This window comes from Moorena producens 3L (assembly GCF_000211815.1).
Taxonomy (GTDB): Bacteria; Cyanobacteriota; Cyanobacteriia; order Cyanobacteriales; family Coleofasciculaceae; genus Moorena; species Moorena producens.
Map to the genome: position 1 here is coordinate 35,997 of NZ_GL890924.1, position 26,537 is coordinate 62,533.

Genomic DNA, 26,537 nt, shown 5'->3' on the forward strand with positions numbered 1-26,537 from the left:
TCCGATTCCCGTTCCCCTCCTGGGAGGGGTTAGGGGTGGGTTCCGATTCCCGATTCCCGTTCCCCTCCTGGGAGGGGTTAGGGGTGGGTTCCGATTCCCGTTCCCCTCCTGGGAGGGGTTAGGGGTGGGTTCCGATTCCCGTTCCCCTCCTGGGAGGGGTTAGGGGTGGGTTCCGATTCCCGATTCCCGATTCCCGATTCCCTGCCCGATAGCTTTCATGGTCAAGTTTTCTATCAGTCGCTTTATCCTCATGGCAGCTATAGTGATCGGTGTAATTGTTCTTGTCCCAACTATCAAGCAAATTACCCAGCAGCGAGCCATGACATCCGCTTACGAATTACTGACTGACCCATTCTTACAATTTCCTACAGAAGATTCCGTGCGGGTGGTTTGGTTTACCGACTTTCCTGGCTCCCGCCACACCGTTACCTACGGCACGACCTCTTACCGTAAGGCCACTGCTACTACTACTAAACTCAGCCGCACTCGGGAAGACCAAAAATCCCGAGTCGGCAACCAGACCGAAGACTCCCAAGTCTACCAGAAGCCAATCATGCGGGATATTTGGCGTCATGAAGCCATCGTAACTGGACTGACTCCTGGTCTTCGTGTTCCCTATCAAGTCACCAGTATCAAGGAGAATGGGCAAGTTGTCAGGAGCAAGCTCTATAGCCTCAGTGCTCTACCAAACCCTGAGACACCCCAGAAAATTCTTCTGACCTCTGACCATCAACTAATGCCGATGACAGCAGCTAATCTCCAGAAGGTGGTAGAAACCGTAGGCCAAATCGATGGGGTGTTTTATGTTGGTGATTTAGTTAATATTCCTGACCGGGCTTCGGAATGGTTTGATGATAACCGGGGTGGTGCCTTTTTCCCCTGTCTTCAGGGTCGAGCCAATTACCAATTGGAAAAGAATGGGGTTCAAACTACCTACCATGGCGGTGAAATTATTCAACATGCCCCGATCTTTCCTGTAGTTGGCAATCATGAAGTGATGGGGCGTTTTTCTATGGAAAAGGATTTGAATAGCCAATTCAATGACCCTTTTCCTCGGGCTGCAGCACAAGCCATCTATCAGCAAAAAGCTGAACAGTTAAATCCAGATAATGACCCTAATTATTACCAAGCTTGGCTAAAAAATAATACCTATAATACTGACACTTATAACGAGATTTTTTACCTACCTAATGGCAAACCTTATTATGCGGTAACCTTTGGTGATATTCGCTTAGTGGTGTTGTACATTACTAATATTTGGCGGACACCTAGCTTAAGTCCTAATGCCAAAGGTAGGTATCAAGAACGGCAACAAGATTTAGACAATCCCATCGCTTGGGGATACGGACAACATATCTTTGAAGCAGTTAGTAAAGGGAGTCCCCAGTACCAATGGCTCCAGGCAGAACTCAATAGCACTGAGTTCCAACAAGCTAAGTATAAAATTGTGATGCTTCACCATCCTCCCCATAGCCTAGGGGACAATATTGTCCCAGCTTATACTGACCCAGTGCAGATCATTGAGCGGGATCGGACGGGTAAGGTGACAGCAGTGCGTTATGAGTACCCCAAAGACCAGGATTATATCATTCGGGATGTGGTGCCATTGTTAGAAGCTGCTGGTGTGCAGTTGGTGTATTATGGGCATTCCCATCTATGGAATCGCTTTGTTGATGGTAATGGCATGCATTTTTTAGAATCCTCCAATGTGGGGAATAGTTATGGTGCTTATGTTGGTCAGAAGAAGCGCCCAGTACCAACTGGTTATAACGAAAACTATTCCGCTACTGGAGACCCAAATGGATTAGAGCCAGTGAGGCCAACCATAGCGCCATTGTTAGGAGACAATAACCAGCCCTTGCCTTATATCGCTAGTAATGACGTGACTGTGTTTAGTATCTTGGATACTGGCACCGGTATAGTAACTAGCTATCGCTTTGATACGCGATCGCCTAATTCAGAGGTGATTAAATTCGATCAGTTTCTGTTAAAGCCAAGGGATTAGGGTGGTCAGAGGGGGGAGTGTGGGAAGTGTGGGGCGGGGGCGCGGGAAGTGTGGGAAGTGTGGGAAGTGTGGGAAGTGTGGGAAGTGTGGTAATAGGGGGGGAATTTTGATTAAAGGTATAGCAGAAGTCAGAAGTCAGAAGTCAGAAGTCAGAAGTCAGAAGTCAGAAGTCAGAAGTCAAACTCTTGCGCTTCTTGATGCAATAGCGAGTGGGGGAAACCCCCAAGACCGCTTAGGTGCGCTTGACCTTGGCGAATTAAATTCGCCACGGGTCGCACCTCTGCATCGCTTACAAAGGGTGTGAGACTAATGTCGATGTCCTAACTGCCCTGGCGACTGCTATAATTATCCTGGAATTATATTATATAATAAATAATTAATTTGCTACTCTTGCCTATTGCTAGCTTGCCTCTTGCCTCTTGGTAGGTTGCCTATTGCTAGCTTGCCTCTTGCCTATTGCCTATTGCTAGCTTGCCTCTCTATAAAAAATAGACACCCTTGGACATTACTTACGAAATGAGGAATAATAGAGAGCGGAGTCATGAGATCTAGCATTGATATGGAAAGTCATTCTGAGATGACATTAAGCATTGGGGAGGCAGCTAAACAGCTAGGAGTCTCTACCAAAACCCTAAGACGGTGGGCTGATGGGGGAAAAATCAGATATCAACGTTCACCTACTGGACAACGACGATTCTACCTTAAAGATATCAAACATATAACACCAAGAAATTCTCAGCCATTGACGGACAGATTGACCATCAACTATGCCAGAGTTTCCAGTGATGAGCGAGAAAAAGACCTGAGGATTCAAATTCAATTATTAGAAAATTTTAGCACTGCTAATGGTTGGCAATACGAGACTATTTCTGATTTCGGGGGTGGTTTAAATTATCACAAAAAAGGATTGAACAAATTACTCAAAAAAATTATGACAGGGGATGTTGAACGGTTGGTGATTACTCACAAGGATAGATTGCTGAGATTTGGCTCAGAATTAATCTTTACCATTTGTGAAGAGTTTGGCACAGAAGTCGTTATCATTAATAAATCCCCAGAGGGAGTCAGCTTTGAAGACGAATTAACCCAAGACATGATGGAATTAATCACAGTCTTTTCTGCCCGTCTCTATGGCGCTAGGAGCGAAAAAAATAAAAAATTACTTGATGGAATGACTCAAGTGGTAAAGGCATTAGAGTAAAGAGTAGGTGGAGAGAGGGGAGTGTGGGAGGTGTGGGGAGATGGGGAGATGGGGAGATGGGGAGATGGGGAGATGGGGAGATTGGGGAGATTTTTATGTAAGTATTCAGTCGTGAGCTTTTAGCTCACGCTATGCGAACAGCTGTCAGCTGTCAGCCGTCAGCTTAAAATAAACCTCTTTTGTAAACTTCTTTTGGTATAATTTAAGGTAAGCATATGCGCTACGCGCACGCTACTTGAGGTGCCGTCAGCTGTCAGCCGTCAGCTTAAGATCAACCTCAAACGGGAGAATTTAATAGTTCGAGATTTTGTAAGCATATGCGCGTAGCCGATAAGCTGAAAGCTGACAGCTGAAAGCTGATAGCTGACGGCTGAATGCTTACATTTTTATTAAGGGTAATTATCCCGAAATGATATTAGAGAGTATGGAAGAAACCCCGGCTGTGAAACGAACTCCCAACCGATTTGAGCCAATCATACATCAAAAGGGAAGAGGCGGTCGAGGAAGGGGTTAGAAAAAAGTCGATCAGGATCAAATTCTTTCATAAGCAGAGCGAAGTCATCCCAACGTGGGTATTGTGAGCGAAGATATTCCCGATTGGAATAAAAGTGCTTGCCCCAGTTGGGACGGCCACCATACTCTAATAATATCTTTTCGGCTTCCCGGTGATAGTTTTCAATCACCTTAAAATCTGACCCTGATAAGTTAAGGCTAATATAAGCAGACTCTCTTTGATACAGTGGGCTTAACCAATGCTCTTCGGAACTAGCAAATCGAACTGATATTGGTAGGTTTATCCTAAATCCCTGTTTTTTTATCATCTCGTGAATTTGCTCCAGAGCTTTGATTGTAGCTGACCTTGGTATGGCATACTCCAACTCGGAATAGGTGAAATTAATATTCTCAAAGGCGAGGATCTTAAAGCTCTTATCCCAACGGTTTAATCCCCGTAGATTAGTAAAAAAAGCTACTCTAAAGATGATAGGAATTAGAGCAGGAAAATTTCTGGTAATCCAGTCACCGATTCCATTGCCGGATCTAGATATAGTTCTAGATAGGTCGTCTAGGAATTGTCTCCAGAATGGCATGGGAGTAACCGGCTCATCCATTTTATTAAACTTAAACCAATAGGAGCGTGAGGTGTGGGGAAATTCAAAGAATTGGAAATGATCGTTTTCTTTAACTAGTGTGTCTATTTCTTTTCTGAGCACGGAAGTTAACATCGGTTGTTGAACATCTCGCAAGAAGAATGTAGGTACACAACGAAGCGTTAATCTAGTAATAATACCAAGGGCACCCAAGTTGACACATACTCCATAAAATGTGGGATTATCTTGTTGGTAGCGGACAACTTCCCCGGATGCTTTCATTAGCTCCAGCTCGACCACTGCACTGGCCAGTGAGCCATTCTTGTCTCCTGTTCCATGGGTAGCCATTGCTATGGCACCAGAAATAGTCTGCTTTGTAATTGCTCCCAGGTTTTCCAAGGCCATGCCGTGTTGGTCTAGGTATTGATTCAAGCTGTTTAGTGTTATTCCTGGCTCGACAGTAACGGTGCCCCGTTCTCGGTCTAGCTCGATTACTCGGTTTAGTCGCTTCAAGGATACAAGAACACCATCGGTGCATGCAGCTTCTGACCATGAGTGTCCCGAACCAACAACCTTAACTTTCATCCTTTCGGTTCGAGCCATGGCAAGAACTTTCCTGAGATCTTCGTTAGAAGACGGCTCGACAATACTTTTGGGGTTGCAAGAAACATTACCCCTCCAATTTGACCAAGTAACTGACATATTAATTTATGAAAAATCTTGTAATGGTTTTTATATATTATAGCATAGGATACTCATTGCTTATTTAGATCTGGTTATCTCTAATCACAGCTCGCTCCTTTGGTGTCAATCCATAAATTTCAGACACTGCATAGTTTCCAAGGTTAAGATCTCCTGTGTTTGCTGCTTCTATTAGCATTCTTTGAAGATTCTCTGAAATACTTTGCCACTGAGGAAGTCTGATTCGCCGCAAGTATTGTGCTTGAAAGCGAAGATACCCTCCCCTGAGCTGAGTTGAGTAAATAGATACAAATAGTTTAGCTATACCTGATTTGAGAACTGTTTGAAGTGCCTTTAAGTCCCACTCTTGTGAAGTAATGAAATAAAGGTTATGATGGGGGTATAATTTTCCATCTTCATAGACAATATGTGCTTTGGATTTAATATCAGGAATTAGCAGTTTAGGGTAAGCGGTCAGGCTGGGATAAATTCTATCAATTGTTCTGTACCAATTCTTGGGATTTTTCTTGGCACAGTTCCGTTTCAAAATTGTATCGGAATGTTGGGCAAGGTAACTTGCCAGCTTGGGATAATTTTCAAGTTCAACTAAAGAACCATTGTCGTGAAATGGGTTGATAACACCAAGGCCACCCCACTTGATAATACCAGTTTTAATATCTTGTGTCTTGACTAAAGGCAATTTTCTATCGGGTTCAACCTCCAGTTTTTCAAAGGGCCCAATGTAAACTTTATCTGCTCCGGTCGCTACACCAATGCCTACCTTACAACCAACGTCTTCTAAACTAGGAAAGTCTTCTTCCAGGCGACGAACCACCATAAGTTCTTTAACAGAATCTAGAATCCATGGTTTTGAACCATTTGTGACACCCCTAAGCTCGATGATACCACTTTCCGGTGAAATAGAGTCAGCACAAAAATTTTGGGCTAGTTTCTTAAGTGTGTTGTATTCAACTAATGGTCGATGAGCAACTCGAACAACTTCGGATTTTTGGCACTTGATGACTGTAATGGCAGGATAAGCACTAACTTCAGTGCGAAACGCTTGAGTATCGACCATATCAATATAGTAAGCAAGATGATAATGATCAGAAACCATTGCTCGTAGTAGCTTACCGTATTTATTCTTTAGCCATTGATTGGCACAAATAAAACCTAAAACCCCTCCAGGTTCCAAACTACTTAGGGCACGTTCAATAAAAGGGACATATAAATCTGCTCGATCATATATAGTGTTATATCTGGCTCGATACTCGGCCAAGAGAATATCCGGAATCAGCTCTTGCCGAACATAAGGCGGATTGCCAACTGCATGAGTAAATGAACCTGGTAAATCTACAAGTAGGAAGTCACCTTCAATCAGCCAGGATGTTAGCAATTGATAGGCGTCATCTTGATTAATTCCATGGTGCTGGAGTAACCTTAAAAGTTTAATTCTGGTATTTTCAAAGCTTTGAGGATTGATCTCAACTGCACGAATAGAATTGTGGAGACTATCAACTAGTCTGACTTGATTAGAATCATGAGCACCATAAGCAGTTAACAGTCGCTCTACAATCGGAACAAGAAAGTCACCTTCACCAATCGAGGGTTCAAGTATCCGATAGTCTGGCAAAGGGCGATCTACGGTATAACCTGTCAGGTCAAGAATAAACTCTACAACCTCACGTCGGGTAAAAATTGCTCCTCGTTCCTCACTACTCTTTGCTGCAAAGCTTCCGACAGCAGAGGAAAAATCAAATAATCGCAAGCTTAGTTGCTGTTCCATTGTGACCGAACCATGACTTGTGGTATTTTAAGGTATATCAGTTTCTTAGCTCAATCAGTAGTCTAGCAATATGACGTTGAATGTTTTCCCAATCTTCGGGAAAGTCGTCACGGGTAAAGATTTCTGAGGCATTTTCATAGCATGCGATCGCATTTTCCAGATTCTCTGTAGTCTCTCCTACTATTCTGTTGCTGTAAGCATTACCCAGGTTATATAGGGTCCTTGCCCACTCTTCGGGGAAGTCTGGTTTGGTATAAACCTCCAAGGCTAGTTGGTATTGGGCAATAGCAATTTCAAGGTTATCAGCCCGGTCTCCACGGATTCTGTCACTATAGGCTATGCCCAGGTTGTTGTGAGTACTTGCCCAATCTTCCGGGAAATCTGGTTTGGTGCGAACGTCCAAGGCTAGTTGGTATACTTCTATGGCAATTTCGAGATTATCACCCCGGTCTCCACGGATTCTTTCACAGTAGGCATTGCCCAGGTTATAGTGAGTCATTGCCCAATCTTCGGGCAAGTCTAGTTTAGTGCGAACGTCTAATGCTAGTTGGAATGCTTTAATAGCTTTTTCGAGATTATCAGCCCGGTCTCCACGGATTCTTTCACAGTAAGCTATGCCCAGGTTGTTTTGAGTACTTGCCCAATCTTCCGGGAAGTCTGATTTGGTATAAACCTCCAAGGCTAGTTGGTATGCATCTATGGCTTTTTCGAGATTATTAGCCCGATTGCCACGGATTCTGTCACAGTAGGCATTGGCCAGGTTGTTTTGAATAGCTGCCCAAATTTCCGTGTTACTGTGATTAGTAAAAACCGTTAGCATGGTTTGGTAACCAGCAATAGCGATTTCCCTATTATTGGCTTGATTACCCAGTGGAAAATCGCTGATCAGGGTGCTGAATTCCCAGATAGTATTAGCGATTTCTGTTGCTGTTTCTGGTTCCGCTTCTGAGAGTTTAGCACTTGCCCAGGTTTGCAGGATAGGGATAAAATTATGATCGAGTTTGTCTAGGTTTGCTACCAGGAGTTGGTAGACAGCTTCGCGGTCGCCTTTGCTGTCTGCGATTGCTAGCAATACTTCCTCTAAGAATTGCTGATAATCTTCCGATGAAGCCTTAGCTGAAGTAAGGGTTTCTGAAATTGCCAGACCCTTTAAAAGCTTACTCCTGATCCGCCGTAAAAAGTTAGCAGCATTTTGCTGACCCTTTGCTGTCAGATAGTCTGCTGATTGTGCCATTACCTGTAAGAATTCCGCATCCACTAACTCGCGGTTGCTATTAAGAAGTTGGACTTCTTTGCCCTTGGGACAAGTTAGGAGTTGGTGGAGCAAGTTGAGGTATGCTTGTTTTCTTTGTTTGTCCATTGTTTATTACCCCTGGGTCAGCTGTCAGCCTTCAGCTGTCTTGGTTGTGGGAGCATGTAACTTATGCAGAACATTTGTACTAAATCTTTAGCCCCCTCATTGGTTTAAGCTTGCTCTGATGGTACATAGTTGATCTGTTCTGCAACTTTGAGTTGCTTCCTTTGGTTGTTACTTATATAATAGTATTTTATAAATAGTATTTTAGACACGCTTATCCTGCCTGAGATATCAACAATGGAAGAACTAAAAAATAAAGTTGCATTAATTACTGGTGCTAGTTCTGGTATTGGTCGAGCAACGGCGATCGCCTTTGCCAAAGAAGGTGCAAAAGTTGTGGTTGCTGCCCGTCGAAGTAAAGAAGGAGAAGAAACGGTTGATTTAATCAAAAAAGTAGGTGGAGAAGGTATTTTTATCCAAACTGATGTCACTCAAGAAGAACAGGTTAAGAATTTAGTCGAAAAAACCGTTGAAATCTATGGTCATCTTGATTGTGCTTTTAATAATGCTGGTTTCGCTGTAGGAAATCCAATTACTGAAGAAACAGTAGAAAATTATGACCAAGTCTTTAATGTCAATGTTAAAGGGGTATTTTTATCTCTGAAATACGAACTATCCTATATGTTAAATCATGGAGGGGGAGCAATTGTTAATTGTGCTTCTATTCTAGGTTTGGTTGCTTTAGCACCAATATCTCTTTATACCGCTAGTAAACACGCAGTATTGGGCTTAACTAAAACAGCGGCTTTAGAGGTGGCACAGTCTAACATTCGTGTTAATGCCGTATGTCCCGGTGTAATTGACACAGACATGGCTCGTCCTTTCTTCCCTATTCCTTTCTATCAAGAGTTTATTAAAAAACATCCTATGGGTCGAGTAGGCAGAGAAGAAGAAGTTGCCAATGCTGTAGTTTTTCTGTGTTCAGATAAAGCATCTTTTATTACAGGAGAATTTTTAGCTGTAGATGGAGGTTTTCTCGCTCAATAGATGTAGGAGCTGTAAGCATGCAGCGGTCAGCGGTCAGCGGTCAGCGGTCAGCGGTCAGCTCAGAGGGCTCCCCCAAAGGTGGTGCGTACGGGGCGGATTATCCCGATCCGGGCGTTGAGGCCAAAAATCAGAGGCTTTCCGCCCCTAACGCACCCTACGTAACTACTCATTTCTAAATTCTAAATTCTAAATTCTAAATTCTAAATTCTAAATTCTTCATTCTTCTTCATCTGACTGCTCTGACGGAGGCAAAAGTAGAGGATTTCCTTGATATTCCGCTGCTTTATCCGTAGGTAAACGACGCACTAAGTCAAATTGGATTAATTTATCTAAAATCGGTAAAACTTGAGTAAACTGTTGAGCTTTAAGACGCTTGAGGTCATCCATGGTTACGTTTTCATCGGATAGCACCCCTTTTTCTAAAACTAAGTCAAGGACATAATAATCTTCAGGAGTTAATTCTGACTGACCACGCAGTTTCTGACTGACATACTCTAAACCTTGCTGAAATACCTCTGGTGTAATCTTTTCTGCTTGTAAATCCGCTGCTTTCAGTAATACATAATTACCAATGCGATTAAACCAACGGGGTATCCCCTGGGAATGTGCGCACAGATTTCTAGCGGTTTCTAGAGTGAAGGGATGAACCGCATCAGGATTAGTTTCGTCTTTGCTGGTTTTGTTAATCCGGGCGCTAGCGAGATAGTTAATTAACATTTGATAAGTGGTGGGTTGGTCTAATGCTTTAATCTCTAATGCTAAATCAAATAATCCTCGTTCAGAGATCAACAAATCCCGAGTCAACCCGGAAGGATGCCCAGTCAAAATAAACCAAGCATCACCTTTGAGCATGCCTTGAGCATCGTGCAATAGTTGACGCACCTTAGCTGGGTCTTGTTTATCTAAGTCATCGATAGCAATCACCACACGACTATACTTTTCCAGCGCCCTTTCCAATAAGTCTTGAAAAGTGAGGGTGGGAAACTTTGGGGCATTAACGGGTTTTGATTCCGTTTCAATACTTCCCCCAACCATTGGAATTTTTACATCAAACTTGGTCTTGGTTTTGCGAGTCGATTCACTCATCAATCCCATGTTGTTTAACAGTTGTTGCGCCCACTCATCCTCTGGCATATGTCGAGCTAGGGCAATCAAAGCAGCGGTTGCTAAATCAGTTTCAAAGGGTAGACTGATATAGGTAGCGAGAGTATCTTTACTTTTTCGTTGTAAGACGCTCAAGACTTCTAAAATAAATGCTGTTTTACCAATCCCAACGGAACCGTAGACTAATATCCGCTTCCGTTCGCGACCCCGCAACAAATGAAATATCGTCTTTAACTCCTGGGTGCGACCTGTGAAAACTTGGTCTAGGTTTGATACCAAGCTAGAAGCACTTTCAGAAAAAGGAATGTCTTTAAGATTCCAGCTAGTAAAAATTTCGTCGGTTTCATCCCAAAGTTTATCGGCTTCACTCATGGCTATGGCTTGGTTTTTATTTTGTTAATTACTTGGAGGAGTTGTTGAATATTATCAATTCCTTGGTTATTCTTAATTGTATGACAAATTTCATAAGCTTGGGTTAGTTCTTGTCGGGCATCGTCGATAAAGCCAATGGAAATCATCAGCATGCCTAATCCCGTTTTGCAGATAGCTATTCCTGGTTGATTATTGAGATGATTGTAGATGCGGAGAGCGTCCCGGTAATTCATCCGGGCTTTGTCTAGGTTCATGATTAAATGATGGGTGCGGGCAATGTGGTATATTGAATCCGCAAGGGCTTCTAGATTTTCGGTTTGGCGATAGATAGCGAGACTTTGCTCTAAGCGGGATAGCCCATCATACCAGCTTCCTTGCTGAACCAGCAGTTTACCAATATTACGTTGGATGTCTGCCCAATATTCGGGAAATGCTTCACGGGTGTAGATTTCTGAAGCATTTTGATAGGATGCGATCGCATTTTCCAGATTCTCTGCACTATTTCCTAGTATTCTCTTACTGTAGGCATTACCCAGGTTATATTGAAAAATTGCCCAATTTTCGGGCAAATCTTGTTTGGTGATAACTGACAAAGCTAGTTGGTATGCTTCAATGGCTTTTTCGAGATTATCAGCTTTATCTCCACGAATTCTGTAAAAGTAGGCATAGCCCAGGTTATTTTGAGTCATTGCCCAATCTTTTGGCAAGTCTTGTTTGCTATAAACGGACAAAGCTAGTTGGTATGCTTCAATGGCTTTTTCAAAATTATCAGCTTTATCTCCACTGATTCTGTAAATGTAGGTGATGCCCAGGTTATTTTGAATCCTTCCCCAATATTGGGGGAAATCTTCTTTGATATAAACGGACAAAGCTAGTTGGTATGCTTTAATGGCTTTTTCGAGATTATCAGCCTGATCTCCACGGATTCTGTTACTGTAGGCAAGACCCAGGATAGCTTGAGTGCTTGCCCAATATTGGGAGAAATTTTGTTTGGTGATAACTGACAAAGCTAGTTGGAATGCTTCGATCGCAAGTTCAAGATTATCAGCTTTATCTCCATGGATTCTATTACTGTAGGCATAGCCTAGGTTATTTTGAGTCCTTGCCCAATCTTCGGGAAAGTCTGATTTGGTATAAACGGACAAAGCTAGTTGGTATGCTTTAATGGCTTTTTCGAGATTATCAACTTTATCTCCATTGATTTTGTCACTGTAGGCATAGCCCAGGTTATTTTGAGTCCTTGCCCAAGTTCCCGGGTTACTTTTACAGTTTATAACTGTTAGTATTATTTCGTAACCAGCAATAGCAATTTCGATGTAATTTGCTTTATTGCCCAGGGGAAAATTGCTGATAAAATTGCTGAATTTGCCAATAACTATAGCAATAAAATCTGCTGTTTCTGGTTCCGCTTCTGAGAGTTGATAACTTGCCCAGTTTTTTAAGATATCGATAAAGTTATGATCGAGTTTGTCTAGGTTTTCTTCCAGGAGTGGGTATACTACTGTGGGGTCGCTATTGCTGTACGCAGTTGCTAGCAATACCTCTTTCAAGAATTCCAGATAGTCTTCGGATGAAGGATTAACTAAGGTATAGGATTCTGAAATTATTTCTAAAAGCTGATTCCTGAGACTAGCTAAAAAGTCAGCAGCGTTTTGGTTGCCATCGGCTGCTAGTTTTTCTGCTTCTTGTGCCATTACCTGCAATAACCATGCATCCACTAACTCGCGGTTGCTCTCAATAATTTTAACTACTTCACCGCTGGGACAAGTTAGCAGTTCCTGGATAAATTCGAGGTATGCTTGTCTTCTTTCTTCGTCCATTTTTACTTATTCAGCTATTAGCTATCAGTGCTCAGCGGTCAGCTATCAGTTTGACCTGGTGGTGCGTTACGGGACGGACTCTTCCAAGACTGACTACCTATAAAATGATGCCGAGCCCGTCCCTAACGCACCATACGCCTACTCTTTTCCCCCCTTTTTTTAAGGGGGGTTAGGGGGGATCAAAACTCCCATTAATAACTTCTATAAGTATAGCAATTAATAAAAAAATTCGGTCAAGCTCAGATAAACTCTAATACTTGACCGAATTATATTGTGTAAACCTCAAAACGTACAGCTAAGCTGCACTTAAACCATATAACTCCTGATTAATTGTACATTATTCCCGAGTTAGTCAGCTATCAGCGTGTCGCGTATCAGCCAAAGGCTTAGCCTGCGCGTAGCGCAATCGGTGCTTTTGAATAAAATAAGCTGACGGCTGACCGCTGACGGCTTGCTGATTTATACCCCTCCCCAAAAAAACGTTCATTCTTCATTCTTCATTCTTCATTCTTCATTCTTCATTCCTGGTCGCCAGGGCGACGCCCTGGCAATTTACTATCCTAATCTACGTAAAAATATCGAATCAAAGTCACCATAACCTCACCAGGATTTCCGGTAGGTTCGGGAGTGCTCCACTCGTCGGGATAAGCGTATTTAAGAGAATAGATGGTAAGAATTGTTTTCCGAACTTGTTCAGGAGAACCGACCAAGATGTGCTTGGCTTTCTTAGCTTTGCGACCTTGGTTTTCAGGGTTTTGATTGTCATCAGGGTTTGAAGGAAAGTTTGTACTCATGAATCGTTATTGGTTTAAAACGCTTACATTATTAATATATCAATTTATTAATCTCTGGTCAAGGGGTTTAGGAATTTTTTTTTATTACCAAATAGCGACGATTAATCGTAGGGTGGGCAGTGGATGAAACCAATAAAATCGGATCGGAATCGGTTGGATATGCACTGCCCACCAACAGTTTTAATAAAATTAATCGTAGGGTGGGCAGTGGACGAGACCAATAAAATCGGATCGGAATCGGTTGGATATGCACTGCCCACCAACAGTTTTAATAAAATTAATCGTAGGGTGGGCAGTGGACGAGACCAATAAAATCGGATCGGAATCGGTTGGATATGCACTGCCCACCAACAGTTTTAATAAAATTAATCGTAGGGTGGGCAGTGGATTAAACCAATAAAATCCGATCGGAATCGGTTGGATATGCACTGCCCACCAACAGGGATTTAATTAGATATTAATCGTAGGGTGGGCAGTGCTCTATCCGATAGAGCACTGCCCACCCTACATGTATATCTGGCTGGTGGGCAGTGCTCTATCCGATTTTCAACTATTACTATCCCTTAATAAACCACTGCCCACCCTACATCATATCTACATCAGAACTCAATTTGTAACGTTTTGCAACTATGGCCAAAATGGCGGGACAGATTGAGCCTATTGTTCCATTTTTTAGATAGGTCTGGGATTAGCAACATCTCAAGTCTGATTGATTACTTATTTGATATAGGGGTTTCTAGCCTAATCAGACCCGGTGGTGCGTTACGGAACCGGCTGTCCCAATAGTGGGAACCGAAAAAATGAGGGCGAGCCGGTTCCTAACGCACCCTACGTAACTGTTCCCTGTTCCCTGTTCCCTGTTCCCTACTCCCTATTCCCTATTCCCTATAAACATACATTTCATTAATAGGAAAGTAACCATGATAGTAATCAACGATAGCGACAATTCCAATTCACACCCAAACCCATTGCCTACTCCGGTACCACTACCAGAACCAAATCCGAATGATCCTACTGGTTCTATTGGCAATTATGTTTGGTTAGACAGCAACAGAGATGGTCTCCAAAATGAGCCTCCTGAAAATGGTGTCAATGGCGTTACTGTTAATCTCTTCGACATCAACGGTAACCTAATCCAGACAACTACTACGAATGATGATAATAATGAGAATCCTGGTTTCTATCTATTTGAGAATATCCCGGATGACCTTTCTACTCGTTATACCCTGGAATTCGTTGCACCGGAAGGGTTTACTTTTACTACCCAAGATAATGACCCACGACAGTTTATTGATACCGATAGTCCCATAGATAGTGATGTTGATCCCAATACCGGTCGTGTTACTATCGGTCCGATCACTCGATTCTTGCCAGAAGGGATTGACCAATTGGTATGGGATGCTGGTCTGGTGCCAGTTAAACCAGGGTCAACCGGTACCCCAGGGGATGACAAACTGATTGGTACTCGTCGTAATGACCACATTAGTGGTGGAAAGGGTAACGATACTATTGTCGGTCGTGGTGGTAATGATACCCTCTCCGGGGATGGAGGCAAGGATGTAATTAAAGGGGGTGCTGGTAAGGATGTGCTTGATGGTGGCACTGGTCGTGACACGATTAATGGTGGTCGTGGTAATGACACGATTAATGGTGGTGGTGGTAAGGATCGTTTAGTGGGTGGTCGTGGTAATGACCACATCACTGGTGGTGGTGGTGATGACAGGATTAATGGTGGTCGTGGTAGTGATACGTTAGTTGGTGGTGCTGGTCATGATCAGTTTTTGTTCACTAAGGGCAGTAGCTTCCGCCATGGTGACGTGGATGTGATCGAGGACTTTGAAATTGGTGCAGATCTGATTAAATTGAAGGGCTTTGGTGCCATTGATCCTCAACAGTGGTTTCATAGAGCAGTAAAATCTGGTATCCTATCTGACAGTGACAAGGGTGTTGTTCTTTCTCCTAAGACTGGTGGAACCCTTGTGATTGAGGATGTGCATCTAGATCAATTGAGTGGTGACGATTTCCAATTGGTATAGAATAGATTTCTTGCAGAAGTAGGGAATAGGGAACAGAGAACAGGGAACAGGGGATAATAGTAGAACAGGCATCTTGCCTGTGGTGCTATGGGCATCTTGCCCGTGGTGGAATGGGCATCTTGGTAGAACAGGCATCTTGGCTGTGGTGCCATGGGCATCTTGGCTGTGGTGCCATGGGCATCTTGCCCGTTTCATTTCCGGGCAGGCAGGATGCCCACCCCACTCATATTCATTCGAAGATTCAGCAATGCCGTTTGGATTAGCGCTACCACCATCCACAAACAGGTAGTTAGGTGTGCATCAAGACAAGGTCGTTTAAATGCGCGACAGCTTACCAAAAATTTAGGGACTATTTGGGTTGGGAAGTGATTAACCGGAAATGATCTAATATCATGTCCGGTGCTTTCGGTAGTGTTCATAGTTTTCTGAAAAATTTGTCTGGAAATAATTTCACGCTTTTTTAAGTTGAGAGGAATTCACAAACTATTCACACACTAGTGTTATCACTTTCTAAATCCAGTAGCTATTCAATTTTTGATAACTATCCGGATTTAGAGTTTTGAAGGTGTATTACTAATCGGTATATTTGTTTAATTTCAAAATAATTACGTTTATTTTAGTTAGTTATTTACCTCAACCTTTTGTTGGTTTTATTTATGAGCACCACTCAAATAGAAATGCTATGGGGAATCATACCCAGAATCAGCACTGCCCAGGGGGATAGGGTTTGACGTTTTTGTTCTAACTAAATAATATCTAATTTAAATGCACAACAACTTACTCATGATCACTATAGCCTTTGTAATGGAAAGCTTTTGGCCATAACTACTTAATGCTACAAGCTCAAGTGCGGAAAGTGGGGTATTAATTTTCCTGATTATCTAGTTAGCACTTGTAGTATTAATCAGCGTTTACTCAAGTGAAATTCGTTTTCACTCTAGATAGAATAGTTCTCGCTCACCAGAACTACTTAACAGAACATGAGCATGGAAGTAAAGACTGAGAGTGTTGAGACCGGACAAGAGGAAATTAACCTATTTAAACTGGGGTCCATTCTGCTTCGGTTTTGGAAAACGGCATTAGCAGTGGGAACGACAGTTTTTGCAGGGGGGGCAGCAGCGACTTTTCTCAAGACCCCTGAATATGAGTCAGAGATGCTGATCCTAATGTATCGGGAAGCTTCCGTGCCTGGTGTTCGTGGGTTAGAAGCAACAGAAAAACCTAAAAATAGGGAAGATTTATCTACCGAAATTGAGATTCTTAAAAGTCGCTCTTTGGTTGCTAAGGCAATTAGCCCCCCAGAAAGCTCTTTTGACAAACTGTCTGTTAAAGAAGTAATCGAAAACATGTCGATTCGTCAGGTAGGGGATGCTGATGTACTGATCGTTTCATACCAAGACATAGATCCCCAAAGGGCTCAAAAAGTACTAGAATCTCTCAGTTATACCTATGTCGATTACAGTATAGAGCGGCAGCGCTCCCAGGCAACCAATGCCATTCAGTTTATTGATGAGCAACTACCGAAAGCACAACAAGCCCTAAATGCAACCACATCAATTCTGCGTAGCTTTCGAGAACGCTATGGTATTGTGGAACCAGAAGCTTATGCTGTTCAGGTATCTGAACTCAAGCAATCTCTTGTGCAACAGGAGCAGGAAGTAGAAATTGCTCTGAGTCAGACTCAGCGACAGCTTCAGGAATTACGCCAACAGCTACAAGAAGCAGGTCAACAACCCCAAGCAGCTTTAGCCAATTCGGTTCTCAGCCAAGATCCTTACTATCAAAACTTAGCTAATCAACTGACAAAACTAGAATCCGAGCTGGCTCTAGAACTAACTCGTTTCCAGGATAATCATCCTGCGGTGGAAAGCTTACAACTGAAGCGTAACCAAATACAGAATCTATTGCAGAAGCGTACCCAAAGCATCCTGGGGTCAGCAAGCTCACAAATTGATATTAACCAGGTGGTGGGATACGGGGAAACTCGCCAAACATTAACTAATCAATTACTTGCTCTAGAGACAGGATTGGCCGCTCAGGAAAACCAGCTAGAGGCTATTCGTAAAGCTCAAGCTGAAGTGGCAGCTCAGTTTCAGCAAATTCCCCAACTCCAGCAAGTGTATACCGAGCTACAGCGTCAGTTGGAAGTTAGATCCCAAGCAGTCAATAACTTACTAGAAAAACGGCAAGAGTTACAGATTGCTGAAGCTCAAGAAATTGCCCCTTGGGAGATTCTTGAGTCTCCTTACTTACCAGAAGATCCTATTTCTCCCAATATCAAACTGAATTTGCTTTTGGCTTTACTTATGGGAGGATTGTCTGGGGTAGGAGCCGCATTCCTGCTGGAGCGTTTAGACCAGAAGGTAAAACAGGTCGAAGATTTAAAGCAACTAACGGGGCTATCTTTATTAGGAACTATTCCCCGTATCCGGGGACATATAATCGGTGCTCGAATCGAAGAACAAAGACCATTATCGAGTGATCAGCAGTCAGCATTTACAGAATCCTTGCGCTCTCTAGCCATGAATTTACGCTATCTTGGTGCAGCTACAAACAGGATCAAGGTTTTGGCTTTCACTTCTGCAATGCCCTCTGAAGGTAAGACAACGATTACCTATCATTTAGGAGGTGTTTTGGCTAAATTAGGACAGCGAGTTTTAGTAGTCGATGGGGATTTGCGTCAACCAACGTTACATCTATTGGCAGGATTGCCAAACCATGGGGGACTAAGTACAGCTCTTACCAGTGACCGTCCTTGGTATTCCCTGGTTCAGACGGCAGAGACTGAAAGTCTTGATTTCATAAGTTCTGGTCCTACTCCTGCTAATCCAGTGGCGCTGTTGAATTCCCAGAAAATGAAGCAGCTAATTGATGAGTGGCGACAGACTTATGATTATGTGCTAATCGATACTCCTGCTGTGGTAGGGCTTGCTGATACCCAAAGTGTAGGCAGTTATGTGGATGGAATTATCTTTGTTGCTGGCATGGAATGCAGTACCCATGATGATATTACCCGTTCCTTGGAGATTTTACGGAGCAATCAGTGTACTTTAGCTGGGGTGGTAGCAAATTTTGTGAGTAAGAAGCATGGTCACACTTACTCCTACGGGCAATCTGCTGGTAATCCTCCCCAGTCTGACCATGAGAAAAGTAATCTTGGATTGGTTAGGGAGTCTTGGTAATCGTTATAGCGGTTTTCAATTAGGTGAGGTACACATTTTTGGGTTTTAGGGAGCAGGGAGCAGGGAGCAGGGAGCAGGGAGCAGGGAGCAGGGAGCAGGGAGCAGGGAGCAGGGAGCAGGGAGCAGGGAAGAGGGAAGAGGGAAGAGGGAAGAGGGAAGAGCGAAAAAATCTTGTGTACCTCATTAGGCTAAAAACCGCTATAGTTCACACAGCTATCAAAAATTTAGATGAAATATTGACAGTGAAAAAACAGCCATTACATAATGCATTTAAGTTCTGGAAAAATATTTCCAGTGGCTCTAATAATCGCCAAATTTTTGGTGCTGCAGCTAAAGTAACTGGTATGACTGTACTGGTAAAAATGGTATCTGTGGGCAAAGAATTTGTGGTTGCTTGGAGTTTTGGCACCAGCAATGAAGTGGATGCATTAGTGATTGCCTTGTTGCTTCCTCAGTTTATTGATAATGTAGTCGCTGGTTCTTTTAAACCTGCTTTTATTCCTACCTATATACGGGAAAGAGAGCAACAAGGACAACAACAGGCTCAGAAACTGCTTTCTGGAGCAATGTCTTATGTAATTGGATTGTTACTAATAGTTACCATCCTCATGGTAGCTTTTGCTCCCTTCTATTTACCTAAAATCGCAGCAGGTTTCGACTCTGGCAAAATCGACTTTACTTTCCAACTACTATTAGCAGTTTCTCCTCTACTTATACTTAATGGAATTGTTTCGATTTTCCAGGCAGTTTTGAATTCTGGTGAACGTTTTGGCTTGGCTGCTATTTTGCCCATTGCCATCCCTGCCTTAAGCATTATCTTACTTTTAAAATTTTCATCTTGGGGAGTCTTTGCCTTAGTTATAGCACTACTAGGAGGAACTTTAATACAAATTATTTTCCTAGGTATATCACTGAGGCGAAAAGGCATTAGCTTAATACCAAAACTATATAAGCTTGATTCTAAGCTTAAAGAGGTCTTTCGGCTCTATGGAGCCTCTGCTGCTGCTGCATTTTTAATAGGAAGTACTACATTAGTAGACCAATCAATGGCAGCCATGTTAGCACCGGGAAGCGTCGCAGCCCTGAGCTATGGCTACAAATTGACTGCTCTGCCCCTTACTCTTGCCACCATAGGATTAGGGACAGTTGCTACGCCTTACTTTTCTAAGATGATCGCCAGGGAAGATTGGCAAGGGGTAAAACATACGCTAAAAAAATATCTGAAGCTAATATTAATCACAACTATTCCCTTAACCATTATTCTCTTAATTTGTTCCGTTCCTATAGTTAGGATTCTCTTGCAAAGGGGATCATTTACAGCTGATGACACATCTTTAGTGGCTCAAATTCAAGCTTTGTATGCCTTACAGATCCCTTTCTATGTTGGCAACATTTTAGTGGTTCGACTGATTACTTCAATGAGAATGAATTATGTATTTACTTGGACTTGTGCATTTAATTTACTGGTAAATATTATCTGCAATTTTTTATTTATCCAATGGATAGGAATCGCTGGAATTGCTTTATCTACTAGCATAATTTATGTGATTTGTTTTTTATTACATACTACATTTATTACTCAAAAAATTAACACAAATTACCAACAAAAAATATGAACATAACGTTAGTGATTTCATCTCTTTCTTGTGGTGGTGCAGAACGTGTTTCGGTTTTGCTTGCTGAAGGATTTGTAGCAAAAGGTCATCAGGTAACACTTATCACCATAGCTGGTAAAGAACGTGATTTTTATAAACTGTCACCTAAGGTCTCTAGATTAGCTCTGAATATTGCGGGTGCTTCACACAATGCTATGCAAGCTTTACGAAATAACTTACACAGATGTTTAGTTTTAAGAAAAGCTATTAAATCTACTAATCCTGATCTAGTTATTTCCCATTTAGTAGCTACAAATCTATTAACTATATTATCTTTATTAAAAACTAATCTGCCGACAATTATTACTGAACATTCTTACGGCAGAGAAAAATCTGATAAACGCAAAAAGTACACTCTTAGAAAATTAGTTTATAAATACGCTAATAAATTAGTGAGTGTAAGTAAAGAATTAGATCAGTCATTCCAATGGCTAAATCCAAATAAAAGAGTAGTGATATATAACCCAATAGTGAAAATACCAGAGAATGATCTGATTGAAGACCATGTCTTACATAATCTAGGTATAGATTCCCACAAAAATTGGATCACAAGTATGGGGAGGCTAACAAAACAAAAAGGTTTCGATATTCTAATCAGCGCATTTTCAAAAATTGCCCATAAATATCCCGATTGGCAAATACTAATCATAGGGGAAGGACATTTAAAATCTGAGTTATTAGCTCTAATTAATAAACTAAATTTATCTGCTCAGGTTGTTTTAGTAGGTCGTTTAAGTAATCCTTTTCCTGTCTTAAAAAAGTCTGAATTATTTGTTATGGCTTCTCGCTGGGAGGGGTTTCCTATGGTACATTGCGAAGCCTTAGCTTGTGGATTACCAGTCATTGCTACGGATTGTCCTACAGGACCAAAAGAAATTATTCGTCACAACGTAGATGGTGTCTTAGTTCCCAATGAAGACTCAGAAGCTTTAGCTACTGCCATGGAAAATTTGATGTCTAACTCAGAAGAACGTCAACGTTTAGCTAGCCGTGCGACAGAAGTCAATAAACGCTTTGCTTTAGAAAAAATTTTGCAAGATTGGGAAAAACTTTTTGAAAATGTGAGTAAATAATGAATTTTAGAGGATGGCTTTATTCACACTATTCTTCTCTACAAGGTAGAGGATACTCTGCTATTTTTGACAAGCTTAGTCAAGAAATTACTTCAGGAATACACCCTGAAACAACTCAAACAAACTTGATAAAAATTCTTAAACATTGCCAAAAAAATGTCCCCTATTATACTCAAATAATGGCTCAAATTGGCAATTATAAACTTCTTGAACAAAATCCAGAAGTATATCTTCAAAACTTGCCAGTTTTAACCAAAGATTTAATTCGCCAAAACTTTGAACAAATAAAATCTACGGATTTAAAACAACGACAGTGGTATTTTAATCAATCAAGTGGCTCAACCGGAGAACCAATAAGGCTTATTCAAGACCGGGCATATTTCAACCGTTCGATGGCGATTAAGTCGCTTTATTCTTATTTTGTTTCAGGTAGAAAATTTGGTGATCCACAAGCAATTTTATGGGGCTCACGAACAGATTTATTATCAAACAAAGGTATTAAAGCTAAGTTATCAAGCTTTCTTAGAAATACGACCTATATGAATGCTTTCTTGATGACTCCTGAAAAAATGGCGGGGTTTATTCACAAGCTAAATAACAAACCTCCTAAGATAATTATTGCCTACGTTCAGGCAATATATGAATTGGCACAATTTGCTGAACAGGAGCAAATAACCATTGTTCCTCAAAAAGCTATTATAACCACTTCCGGCACACTTTATCCTTGGATGCGCGAAAAGATTGAGTCTGTATTTCAATGCCAAGTTTTCAATCGTTATGGCTCTAGAGAAGTGGGTGATATTGCTTGTGAACTACCTGGTAAAGAAGGTCTATGGGCTGCACCTTGGGGCAGTTATATTGAAATTGTAGATGATAATAATAATCTCTTGCCAACCGGTGTTGAAGGAAACATCTTGGTTACTAATTTAACTAACTATGCTATGCCATTAATACGGTACAAAATTGGTGACAGTGGCACTTTGTTAGTTAACGAACCCTCACGGCAGATATTCAAGGAAGTTTCAGGTAGAATTACGGATATGTTTAAGCGTAAAGACGGCAGTCTAGTATATGGATCATATTTTACTTATCTTCTTTATTTTAAAGACTGGATTTATAACTTCCAAGTTGTTCAAAAGGATTATTCAAAACTAGTGATAAGAATCATGAAAGGAAATCAAGATTATCAGCCAGAGCAAAAAGAATTAGATGAAATAGTTAATCATTGCCAAATAGCGATAGGAGAAGAATGCCAAATTAGTTTTGAATTTGTTGATCAAATTTACCCAAGTGCTTCTGGTAAGTACCGATACACAATTTCAGAAATTTAAACAGGATTTGGAGCTTTTTATATATGCAAATATTTTAAATATTGACAGCACTTAGTAATCTTTCGCTTCAGTGTGAATTACCGCTTCACTTCTCCCAATCAATACTTTTAACAGATTACTATAATCTAATCAAAGAATTTGGAGGAGAGTAACATTCTAGACATGATCACCACGATGGAGGATGGAAAGCTATAGGTTTAATAACCTCTGGGGGAGATGTTTATACTGATAAACTTATTACTGGGAAGCCTTTTTTATAAACACCCGCTATGGGAATGTGCCCATATATTAAAGAGATTTTGACCAAACTTCCTGGCTCTAAGCGTCGATTCAGATTAATGTTTCTAGAACCAGGATCTGTAATCAAGTGGCATAGAGATAAAACTGACACTCTTGATGGAGCAATATCTTCTCGTTTTTATATTACAATTATCACTAAATTTAAGATAGTTTTTACAATTTTATAAATATATTATTGATGCAAATTTATGAAGTTTATGCAAAAAAAAAATGCTTTACTGTACTATAATATTTTATTGTCAGTAGCGTCATTTGCGATATTTTTTACAGGTATAGATAACTATTTGCACAATGCTGATATTGTCAATATTATTCCTCTTTGGTTTATTGCTGTATTTTGTTTAGCAACCTTGTTTTTGTTAATCTTAAAAATAAAAATCAATTATAAGTCTACTTATTTAATCACCTGGTGTGGAGTTTTTTTAGTTATTTCAATTGGGTCTTTCTTTTTGTCATCTCAATCTAGCATTGCTTTTCAAGCCCTTGAAACTAGAGTTCTATCTATGATTTTTGTGCTGATTATGCTAGTAATTTTATCCCAAAATAGTTTAGTACAAACTTGTGCTATTTGGACTATATTATTTGCTGTTTTACTAGGAATTGCTAATAATATTTATGAAATATTTTACCCAGAAGCATTTTACTGGGATGATGTGGGACGCTCCGCAGGTTTTTACCTAGATCCTAATGATAGTGCAGGGACATTAACCCTAGGAATGCTTTTTACTGTCGATCTTTTCAAGCCTAAATATCGTATAATATTTGTTATTTTAGTTGGTTTGGGGGTTTTTTCTACATTTTCCCGAGGAGGAATACTTGGTTGGATTATTAGTGTTATTACTCTGATTATATTTAACGTAATTCCACAATATAAATTGGTAAAAGCCTTTCTAGTTATAGGAGTATTACTTGTTGTGATCGGAAATCAACTAACGTTTTTTTTAGATAATAACTATCAAGTTAATAATTTAGAGTTTTTACATGGAGAAGCTCAAAAAAGAATTGAAATTTTTACTACTGGATCTACTGAAGATAACGCTGCTCAAGAAAGGTTCCAGCTAGCTAAGTATGCCTGGGACTATTTTTCAGAAAAACCATTGTTAGGAAATGGAATTGGAGCTACGGAAGAATGGGAATTGGAATTAAATAGCCATAATATGTATTTATCTTTACTAGCAGAGCATGGCATTATTGGTATTTTTATTATTCCTTCTCTAATCTATACCATTAATAAAAATACCCGTACTAACAAAAAATTTTTAATCTGGAGTTTTGCCGTATTTATTTTGGTGTGGTGCCTTTTTAATCATCGAATTTTATATTATCGTCCTGTTCTTATGTCCTGTGCTTTATTAGCAGTTATTAACAAAAAAGGCAAAGTAAAATGAGAAGCTTTATGTCAACTCAAACTATAGCCATTTTCCTAGCTTCCCTCCGGGGTGGTGGTGCAGAGCGTAATATGCTCAGACTCGCCAATGGTCTTGCGGAACAAGGTTTAAAGGTAGATTTAGTTCTGGCGCAAAAAGATGGTGCTTATTTTTCGGAGATATCTCCCCAAGTTAATCTAGTTCACCTTGAAGCCAAACGGGTGCTGTTGAGCCTACCTAAGCTAGTGGGATACCTGAAACAGGAAAAACCTGCTTACCTCATCTGCGCTATGGATTATGTTAACTTAGTTGGCTTGTGGGGTAAATTTATTGCTGGAGTACCCACCCGCATCATTGTTACTGTGCGTAACACTCTCTCTTCTGAGGGCAATCAATCCCCATGGAAAAACCCCTTAATTCACGGCTTAATCCATCATTGTTACCCCTGGGCAGATTCCATTGTAGCGGTATCGGGAGGTGTGGCAGATAACCTAGCCACTACAGTTAATTTACCCCGCAACCACATCAAAGTTATTTATAATCCAGTAGTTACCCCTAATTTATTACTCAAAGCTCAAGCTACCATAGACCATCCCTGGTTTTCTCCCAGAGAGCCTCCCGTAATTTTAGGAGTAGGTAGACTCACCAAGCAAAAAGACTTCCCTACCTTAATTAAAGCCTTTGCCATCGCTCAACAAAACTGTTCCGCTCGATTAATGATTTTAGGGGAAGGGGAAGAACGCCCTAAATTAGAAGCCTTAGTCAAGGAATTGGGCTTAGAAGATCAGGTAAGTTTACCAGGATTTGTTAATAATCCTTTTGCTTACATGGCTCAAGCAGCCTTATTTGTTCTCTCTTCTAATCGAGAAGGTTTACCCACGGTGTTAATTGAAGCTATGGCTGTGGGAACCCCTGTAGTAGCAACTAACTGCAAAAGTGGCCCAGAGGAAATCTTAGCAGGGGGTAAATACGGCAATTTAGTTCCAGTGGGGGATGTTGAGGGTTTAGCCCAAGCAATGGTAGCTACTTTGAATAATCCCATTGCCCCGGAAGTTTTGCAATCTAGAGCTAAAGAAGAATTCTCCCAAGAAAAGAGTACTACTGAATACTTAAAACTATTGAATTTAAGCACAGATAATGAGTAATGCCACAGATAAATTGAGTATAGTCCTTCTTTCCACTGGTTTAGGAGTAGGGGGAGCAGAACAACAAGTTATGTATCTTGCCCATGCTTTAGTAGCTAAAGGTCACCAAGTAAGGATTCTTTCTCTAATTCCCATAGGTCAAATGGGTTTAGAAGCCCAAGCCCAAGGATTATCTGTCCATAGTTTAAACATGAAACGGGGTGTACCAGAACCCAGGGCACTACTAGAGTTAATTAATCTCTTACGCCAATGGCAACCGCAAATTGTACACAGTCATATGTTCCACGCTAATCTGATGGCTAGGATCGCCAGGATTTTTACTCCCATACAGGTTTTGGTGGCTACAGCTCATAATCTTAAAGAGGGGGGACGTTGGCGAGAAATTGCCTACCGTTGCACAGATCCTTGGTGTGATTTAACTACTCAGGTGAGTCAAGCCGGTTTGGAACGCTACATCAAAGTGGGGGTAGTACCCAAACAGAAAATTAAATTTATACCCAATGTTGTGGACAGTGAAAAATTTCAACATCACCCTGAAGTACGCAGCAAAATTCGCCGGGAATTAAATCTAGGAGATGAATTTGTTTGGTTAGCAGCAGGGCGTAACCATGAGCAAAAAGATTATCCCAATATGCTCAAAGCCTTTGCTAAAATTGCTCAAAGATATAAAAATGCAATTCTACTGATTGCTGGAGATGGTTTGTTAGGTTCTAAGGAAGAAACTTTGGCGGACAAGTTGGGCATTCAATCCCAAGTAAGATTTTTAGGGGTACGCCGGGATATACCAGCTTTGATGAGTGCTGCCGATGCTTATTTGATGTCGTCAGCTTGGGAAGGAATGCCAGTAGTACTTTTAGAAGCATCTGCTTCTGGTTTACCTATGGTAGCTACTGATGTTGGGGGTAATCGTGAGGTTGTATTAGATGAAAAAAGTGGCTTTTTAGTTCCCCCACAGTCTCCTGAATCCCTGACACAAGCTATGCTGCATTTGATGGAACTTTCTCCAGAGAAACGTAAGCAAATTGGTGAAATCGGGCGCTCTCACGTCGAATCGAACTATAGCATTGAGCGAGTAATGGAGATCTGGGAAAAACTTTACAGGACAGTGTTAGCGAAAAAAAGGTGTTTAGGTTCTCAATAATCCTTTCAATCAATTGAACTTACATTAACTTGAGGTCTGACATTTCATTGCCCATTTATAAGTGATTCAATCATGTTAAAGCAATATAGCCCATGGTGGTTAAAAATAATAG

21 protein-coding genes are annotated in these 26,537 nt (G+C 41.1%); 13 read left to right on the plus strand and 8 right to left on the minus strand.

Features of this window, described 5'->3' with window-relative positions:
- Positions 1-165 precede the first annotated feature (165 nt).
- From LYNGBM3L_RS47435 to LYNGBM3L_RS15290, 3 genes are all read left to right on the plus strand, one after another.
- Entirely contained in the window at positions 166-348 is a 183-nt protein-coding gene (locus LYNGBM3L_RS47435) for a hypothetical protein (RefSeq protein WP_229414504.1), read from the plus strand.
- Positions 320-2,005: a purple acid phosphatase family protein gene (locus LYNGBM3L_RS15280; protein ID WP_229414506.1), complete on the plus strand. Its 1,686-nt coding sequence runs from the start codon at positions 320-322 to the stop codon at positions 2,003-2,005. The genes LYNGBM3L_RS47435 and LYNGBM3L_RS15280 overlap by 29 nt, the downstream gene beginning before the upstream one ends.
- A gap of 559 nt (positions 2,006-2,564) precedes the next feature.
- Positions 2,565-3,206: an IS607 family transposase gene (locus LYNGBM3L_RS15290; RefSeq protein ID WP_044493348.1), complete on the plus strand. Its 642-nt coding sequence runs from the start codon at positions 2,565-2,567 to the stop codon at positions 3,204-3,206.
- A 473-nt stretch (positions 3,207-3,679) separates the two neighbouring features.
- Here LYNGBM3L_RS15290 and LYNGBM3L_RS15295 read toward each other — a convergent pair whose 3' ends face one another.
- The 3 genes from LYNGBM3L_RS15295 to LYNGBM3L_RS15305 form a co-directional block, all read right to left on the minus strand.
- On the minus strand, positions 3,680-4,996 hold the full coding sequence (locus LYNGBM3L_RS15295) for a D-arabinono-1,4-lactone oxidase (RefSeq protein WP_008184937.1): 1,317 nt from the start codon (positions 4,994-4,996) through the stop codon (positions 3,680-3,682).
- 64 nt (positions 4,997-5,060) lie between these two features.
- On the minus strand, positions 5,061-6,761 hold the full coding sequence (locus tag LYNGBM3L_RS15300) for an Eco57I restriction-modification methylase domain-containing protein (RefSeq protein ID WP_008184939.1): 1,701 nt from the start codon (positions 6,759-6,761) through the stop codon (positions 5,061-5,063).
- Positions 6,762-6,798: 37 nt separating this feature from the next.
- On the minus strand, positions 6,799-8,121 hold the full coding sequence (locus LYNGBM3L_RS15305; RefSeq protein WP_008184941.1) for a tetratricopeptide repeat protein: 1,323 nt from the start codon (positions 8,119-8,121) through the stop codon (positions 6,799-6,801).
- Positions 8,122-8,355: 234 nt separating this feature from the next.
- Between LYNGBM3L_RS15305 and LYNGBM3L_RS15310 the strand changes: the two genes are divergently transcribed.
- Both LYNGBM3L_RS15310 and LYNGBM3L_RS47440 read left to right on the plus strand, forming a co-directional pair.
- Complete coding sequence (locus LYNGBM3L_RS15310; RefSeq protein WP_008184943.1) at positions 8,356-9,105, plus strand: SDR family oxidoreductase; 750 nt, start codon at positions 8,356-8,358, stop codon at positions 9,103-9,105.
- Between the two features lie 17 nt (positions 9,106-9,122).
- On the plus strand, positions 9,123-9,281 hold the full coding sequence (locus LYNGBM3L_RS47440) for a hypothetical protein (protein ID WP_154659810.1): 159 nt from the start codon (positions 9,123-9,125) through the stop codon (positions 9,279-9,281).
- A 40-nt stretch (positions 9,282-9,321) separates the two neighbouring features.
- On the opposite strand, the gene LYNGBM3L_RS15315 is transcribed toward LYNGBM3L_RS47440, so the two are convergent.
- The 4 genes from LYNGBM3L_RS15315 to LYNGBM3L_RS15325 all read right to left on the minus strand — a co-directional run bounded on the left by LYNGBM3L_RS15315 (position 9,322) and on the right by LYNGBM3L_RS15325 (position 13,195).
- Positions 9,322-10,581: an ATP-binding protein gene (locus tag LYNGBM3L_RS15315; protein WP_008184945.1), complete on the minus strand. Its 1,260-nt coding sequence runs from the start codon at positions 10,579-10,581 to the stop codon at positions 9,322-9,324.
- Between the two features lie 2 nt (positions 10,582-10,583).
- A complete protein-coding gene (locus LYNGBM3L_RS15320) occupies positions 10,584-12,401 on the minus strand; it encodes a tetratricopeptide repeat protein (protein ID WP_008184948.1) in 1,818 nt (605 codons plus the stop codon).
- Between the two features lie 352 nt (positions 12,402-12,753).
- Positions 12,754-12,888: a hypothetical protein gene (locus LYNGBM3L_RS48695; RefSeq protein ID WP_267872043.1), complete on the minus strand. Its 135-nt coding sequence runs from the start codon at positions 12,886-12,888 to the stop codon at positions 12,754-12,756.
- A 73-nt stretch (positions 12,889-12,961) separates the two neighbouring features.
- The gene (locus LYNGBM3L_RS15325; RefSeq protein WP_008184949.1) at positions 12,962-13,195 is read right to left on the minus strand and encodes a hypothetical protein; all 234 of its coding nucleotides are present in this window, start codon (positions 13,193-13,195) and stop codon (positions 12,962-12,964) included.
- A gap of 920 nt (positions 13,196-14,115) precedes the next feature.
- Here LYNGBM3L_RS15325 and LYNGBM3L_RS48700 point away from each other — a divergent pair.
- Positions 14,116-15,231 carry an SdrD B-like domain-containing protein gene (locus LYNGBM3L_RS48700; RefSeq protein ID WP_008184960.1) on the plus strand — a complete coding sequence of 372 codons (1,116 nt, stop codon included), beginning with the start codon at positions 14,116-14,118 and terminating at the stop codon, positions 15,229-15,231.
- On the opposite strand, the gene LYNGBM3L_RS40795 is transcribed toward LYNGBM3L_RS48700, so the two are convergent.
- The gene (locus tag LYNGBM3L_RS40795; RefSeq protein WP_131826893.1) at positions 15,193-15,510 is read right to left on the minus strand and encodes a hypothetical protein; all 318 of its coding nucleotides are present in this window, start codon (positions 15,508-15,510) and stop codon (positions 15,193-15,195) included. The genes LYNGBM3L_RS48700 and LYNGBM3L_RS40795 overlap by 39 nt on opposite strands.
- Before the next feature lie 707 nt (positions 15,511-16,217).
- On the opposite strand from LYNGBM3L_RS40795, the gene LYNGBM3L_RS15335 reads away from it, so the two are divergent.
- From LYNGBM3L_RS15335 to LYNGBM3L_RS15365, 7 genes are all read left to right on the plus strand, one after another.
- Positions 16,218-18,413: a GumC family protein gene (locus LYNGBM3L_RS15335; protein ID WP_008184963.1), complete on the plus strand. Its 2,196-nt coding sequence runs from the start codon at positions 16,218-16,220 to the stop codon at positions 18,411-18,413.
- 23 nt (positions 18,414-18,436) lie between these two features.
- Complete coding sequence (murJ, locus tag LYNGBM3L_RS15340) at positions 18,437-20,029, plus strand: murein biosynthesis integral membrane protein MurJ (protein WP_229414508.1); 1,593 nt, start codon at positions 18,437-18,439, stop codon at positions 20,027-20,029.
- Positions 20,026-21,141, plus strand: a complete 1,116-nt coding sequence (locus tag LYNGBM3L_RS15345) for a glycosyltransferase family 4 protein (RefSeq protein WP_008184966.1) — start codon at positions 20,026-20,028, stop codon at positions 21,139-21,141. The genes murJ and LYNGBM3L_RS15345 overlap by 4 nt, the downstream gene beginning before the upstream one ends.
- Positions 21,141-22,472 (plus strand): phenylacetate--CoA ligase family protein, encoded by a 1,332-nt coding sequence (locus LYNGBM3L_RS15350; protein WP_008184969.1) that lies wholly within the window; start codon positions 21,141-21,143, stop codon positions 22,470-22,472. The genes LYNGBM3L_RS15345 and LYNGBM3L_RS15350 overlap by 1 nt, the downstream gene beginning before the upstream one ends.
- Before the next feature lie 497 nt (positions 22,473-22,969).
- Positions 22,970-24,160, plus strand: coding sequence for an O-antigen ligase family protein (locus LYNGBM3L_RS15355; protein WP_008184970.1), 1,191 nt, complete (start codon positions 22,970-22,972; stop codon positions 24,158-24,160).
- An 8-nt stretch (positions 24,161-24,168) separates the two neighbouring features.
- Positions 24,169-25,284 carry a glycosyltransferase gene (locus tag LYNGBM3L_RS15360; protein WP_044493375.1) on the plus strand — a complete coding sequence of 372 codons (1,116 nt, stop codon included), beginning with the start codon at positions 24,169-24,171 and terminating at the stop codon, positions 25,282-25,284.
- Positions 25,277-26,425, plus strand: coding sequence for a glycosyltransferase (locus tag LYNGBM3L_RS15365; protein WP_008184974.1), 1,149 nt, complete (start codon positions 25,277-25,279; stop codon positions 26,423-26,425). Before LYNGBM3L_RS15360 ends, LYNGBM3L_RS15365 begins: the two co-directional genes overlap by 8 nt.
- The last annotated feature ends 112 nt before the right edge of the window (positions 26,426-26,537 follow it).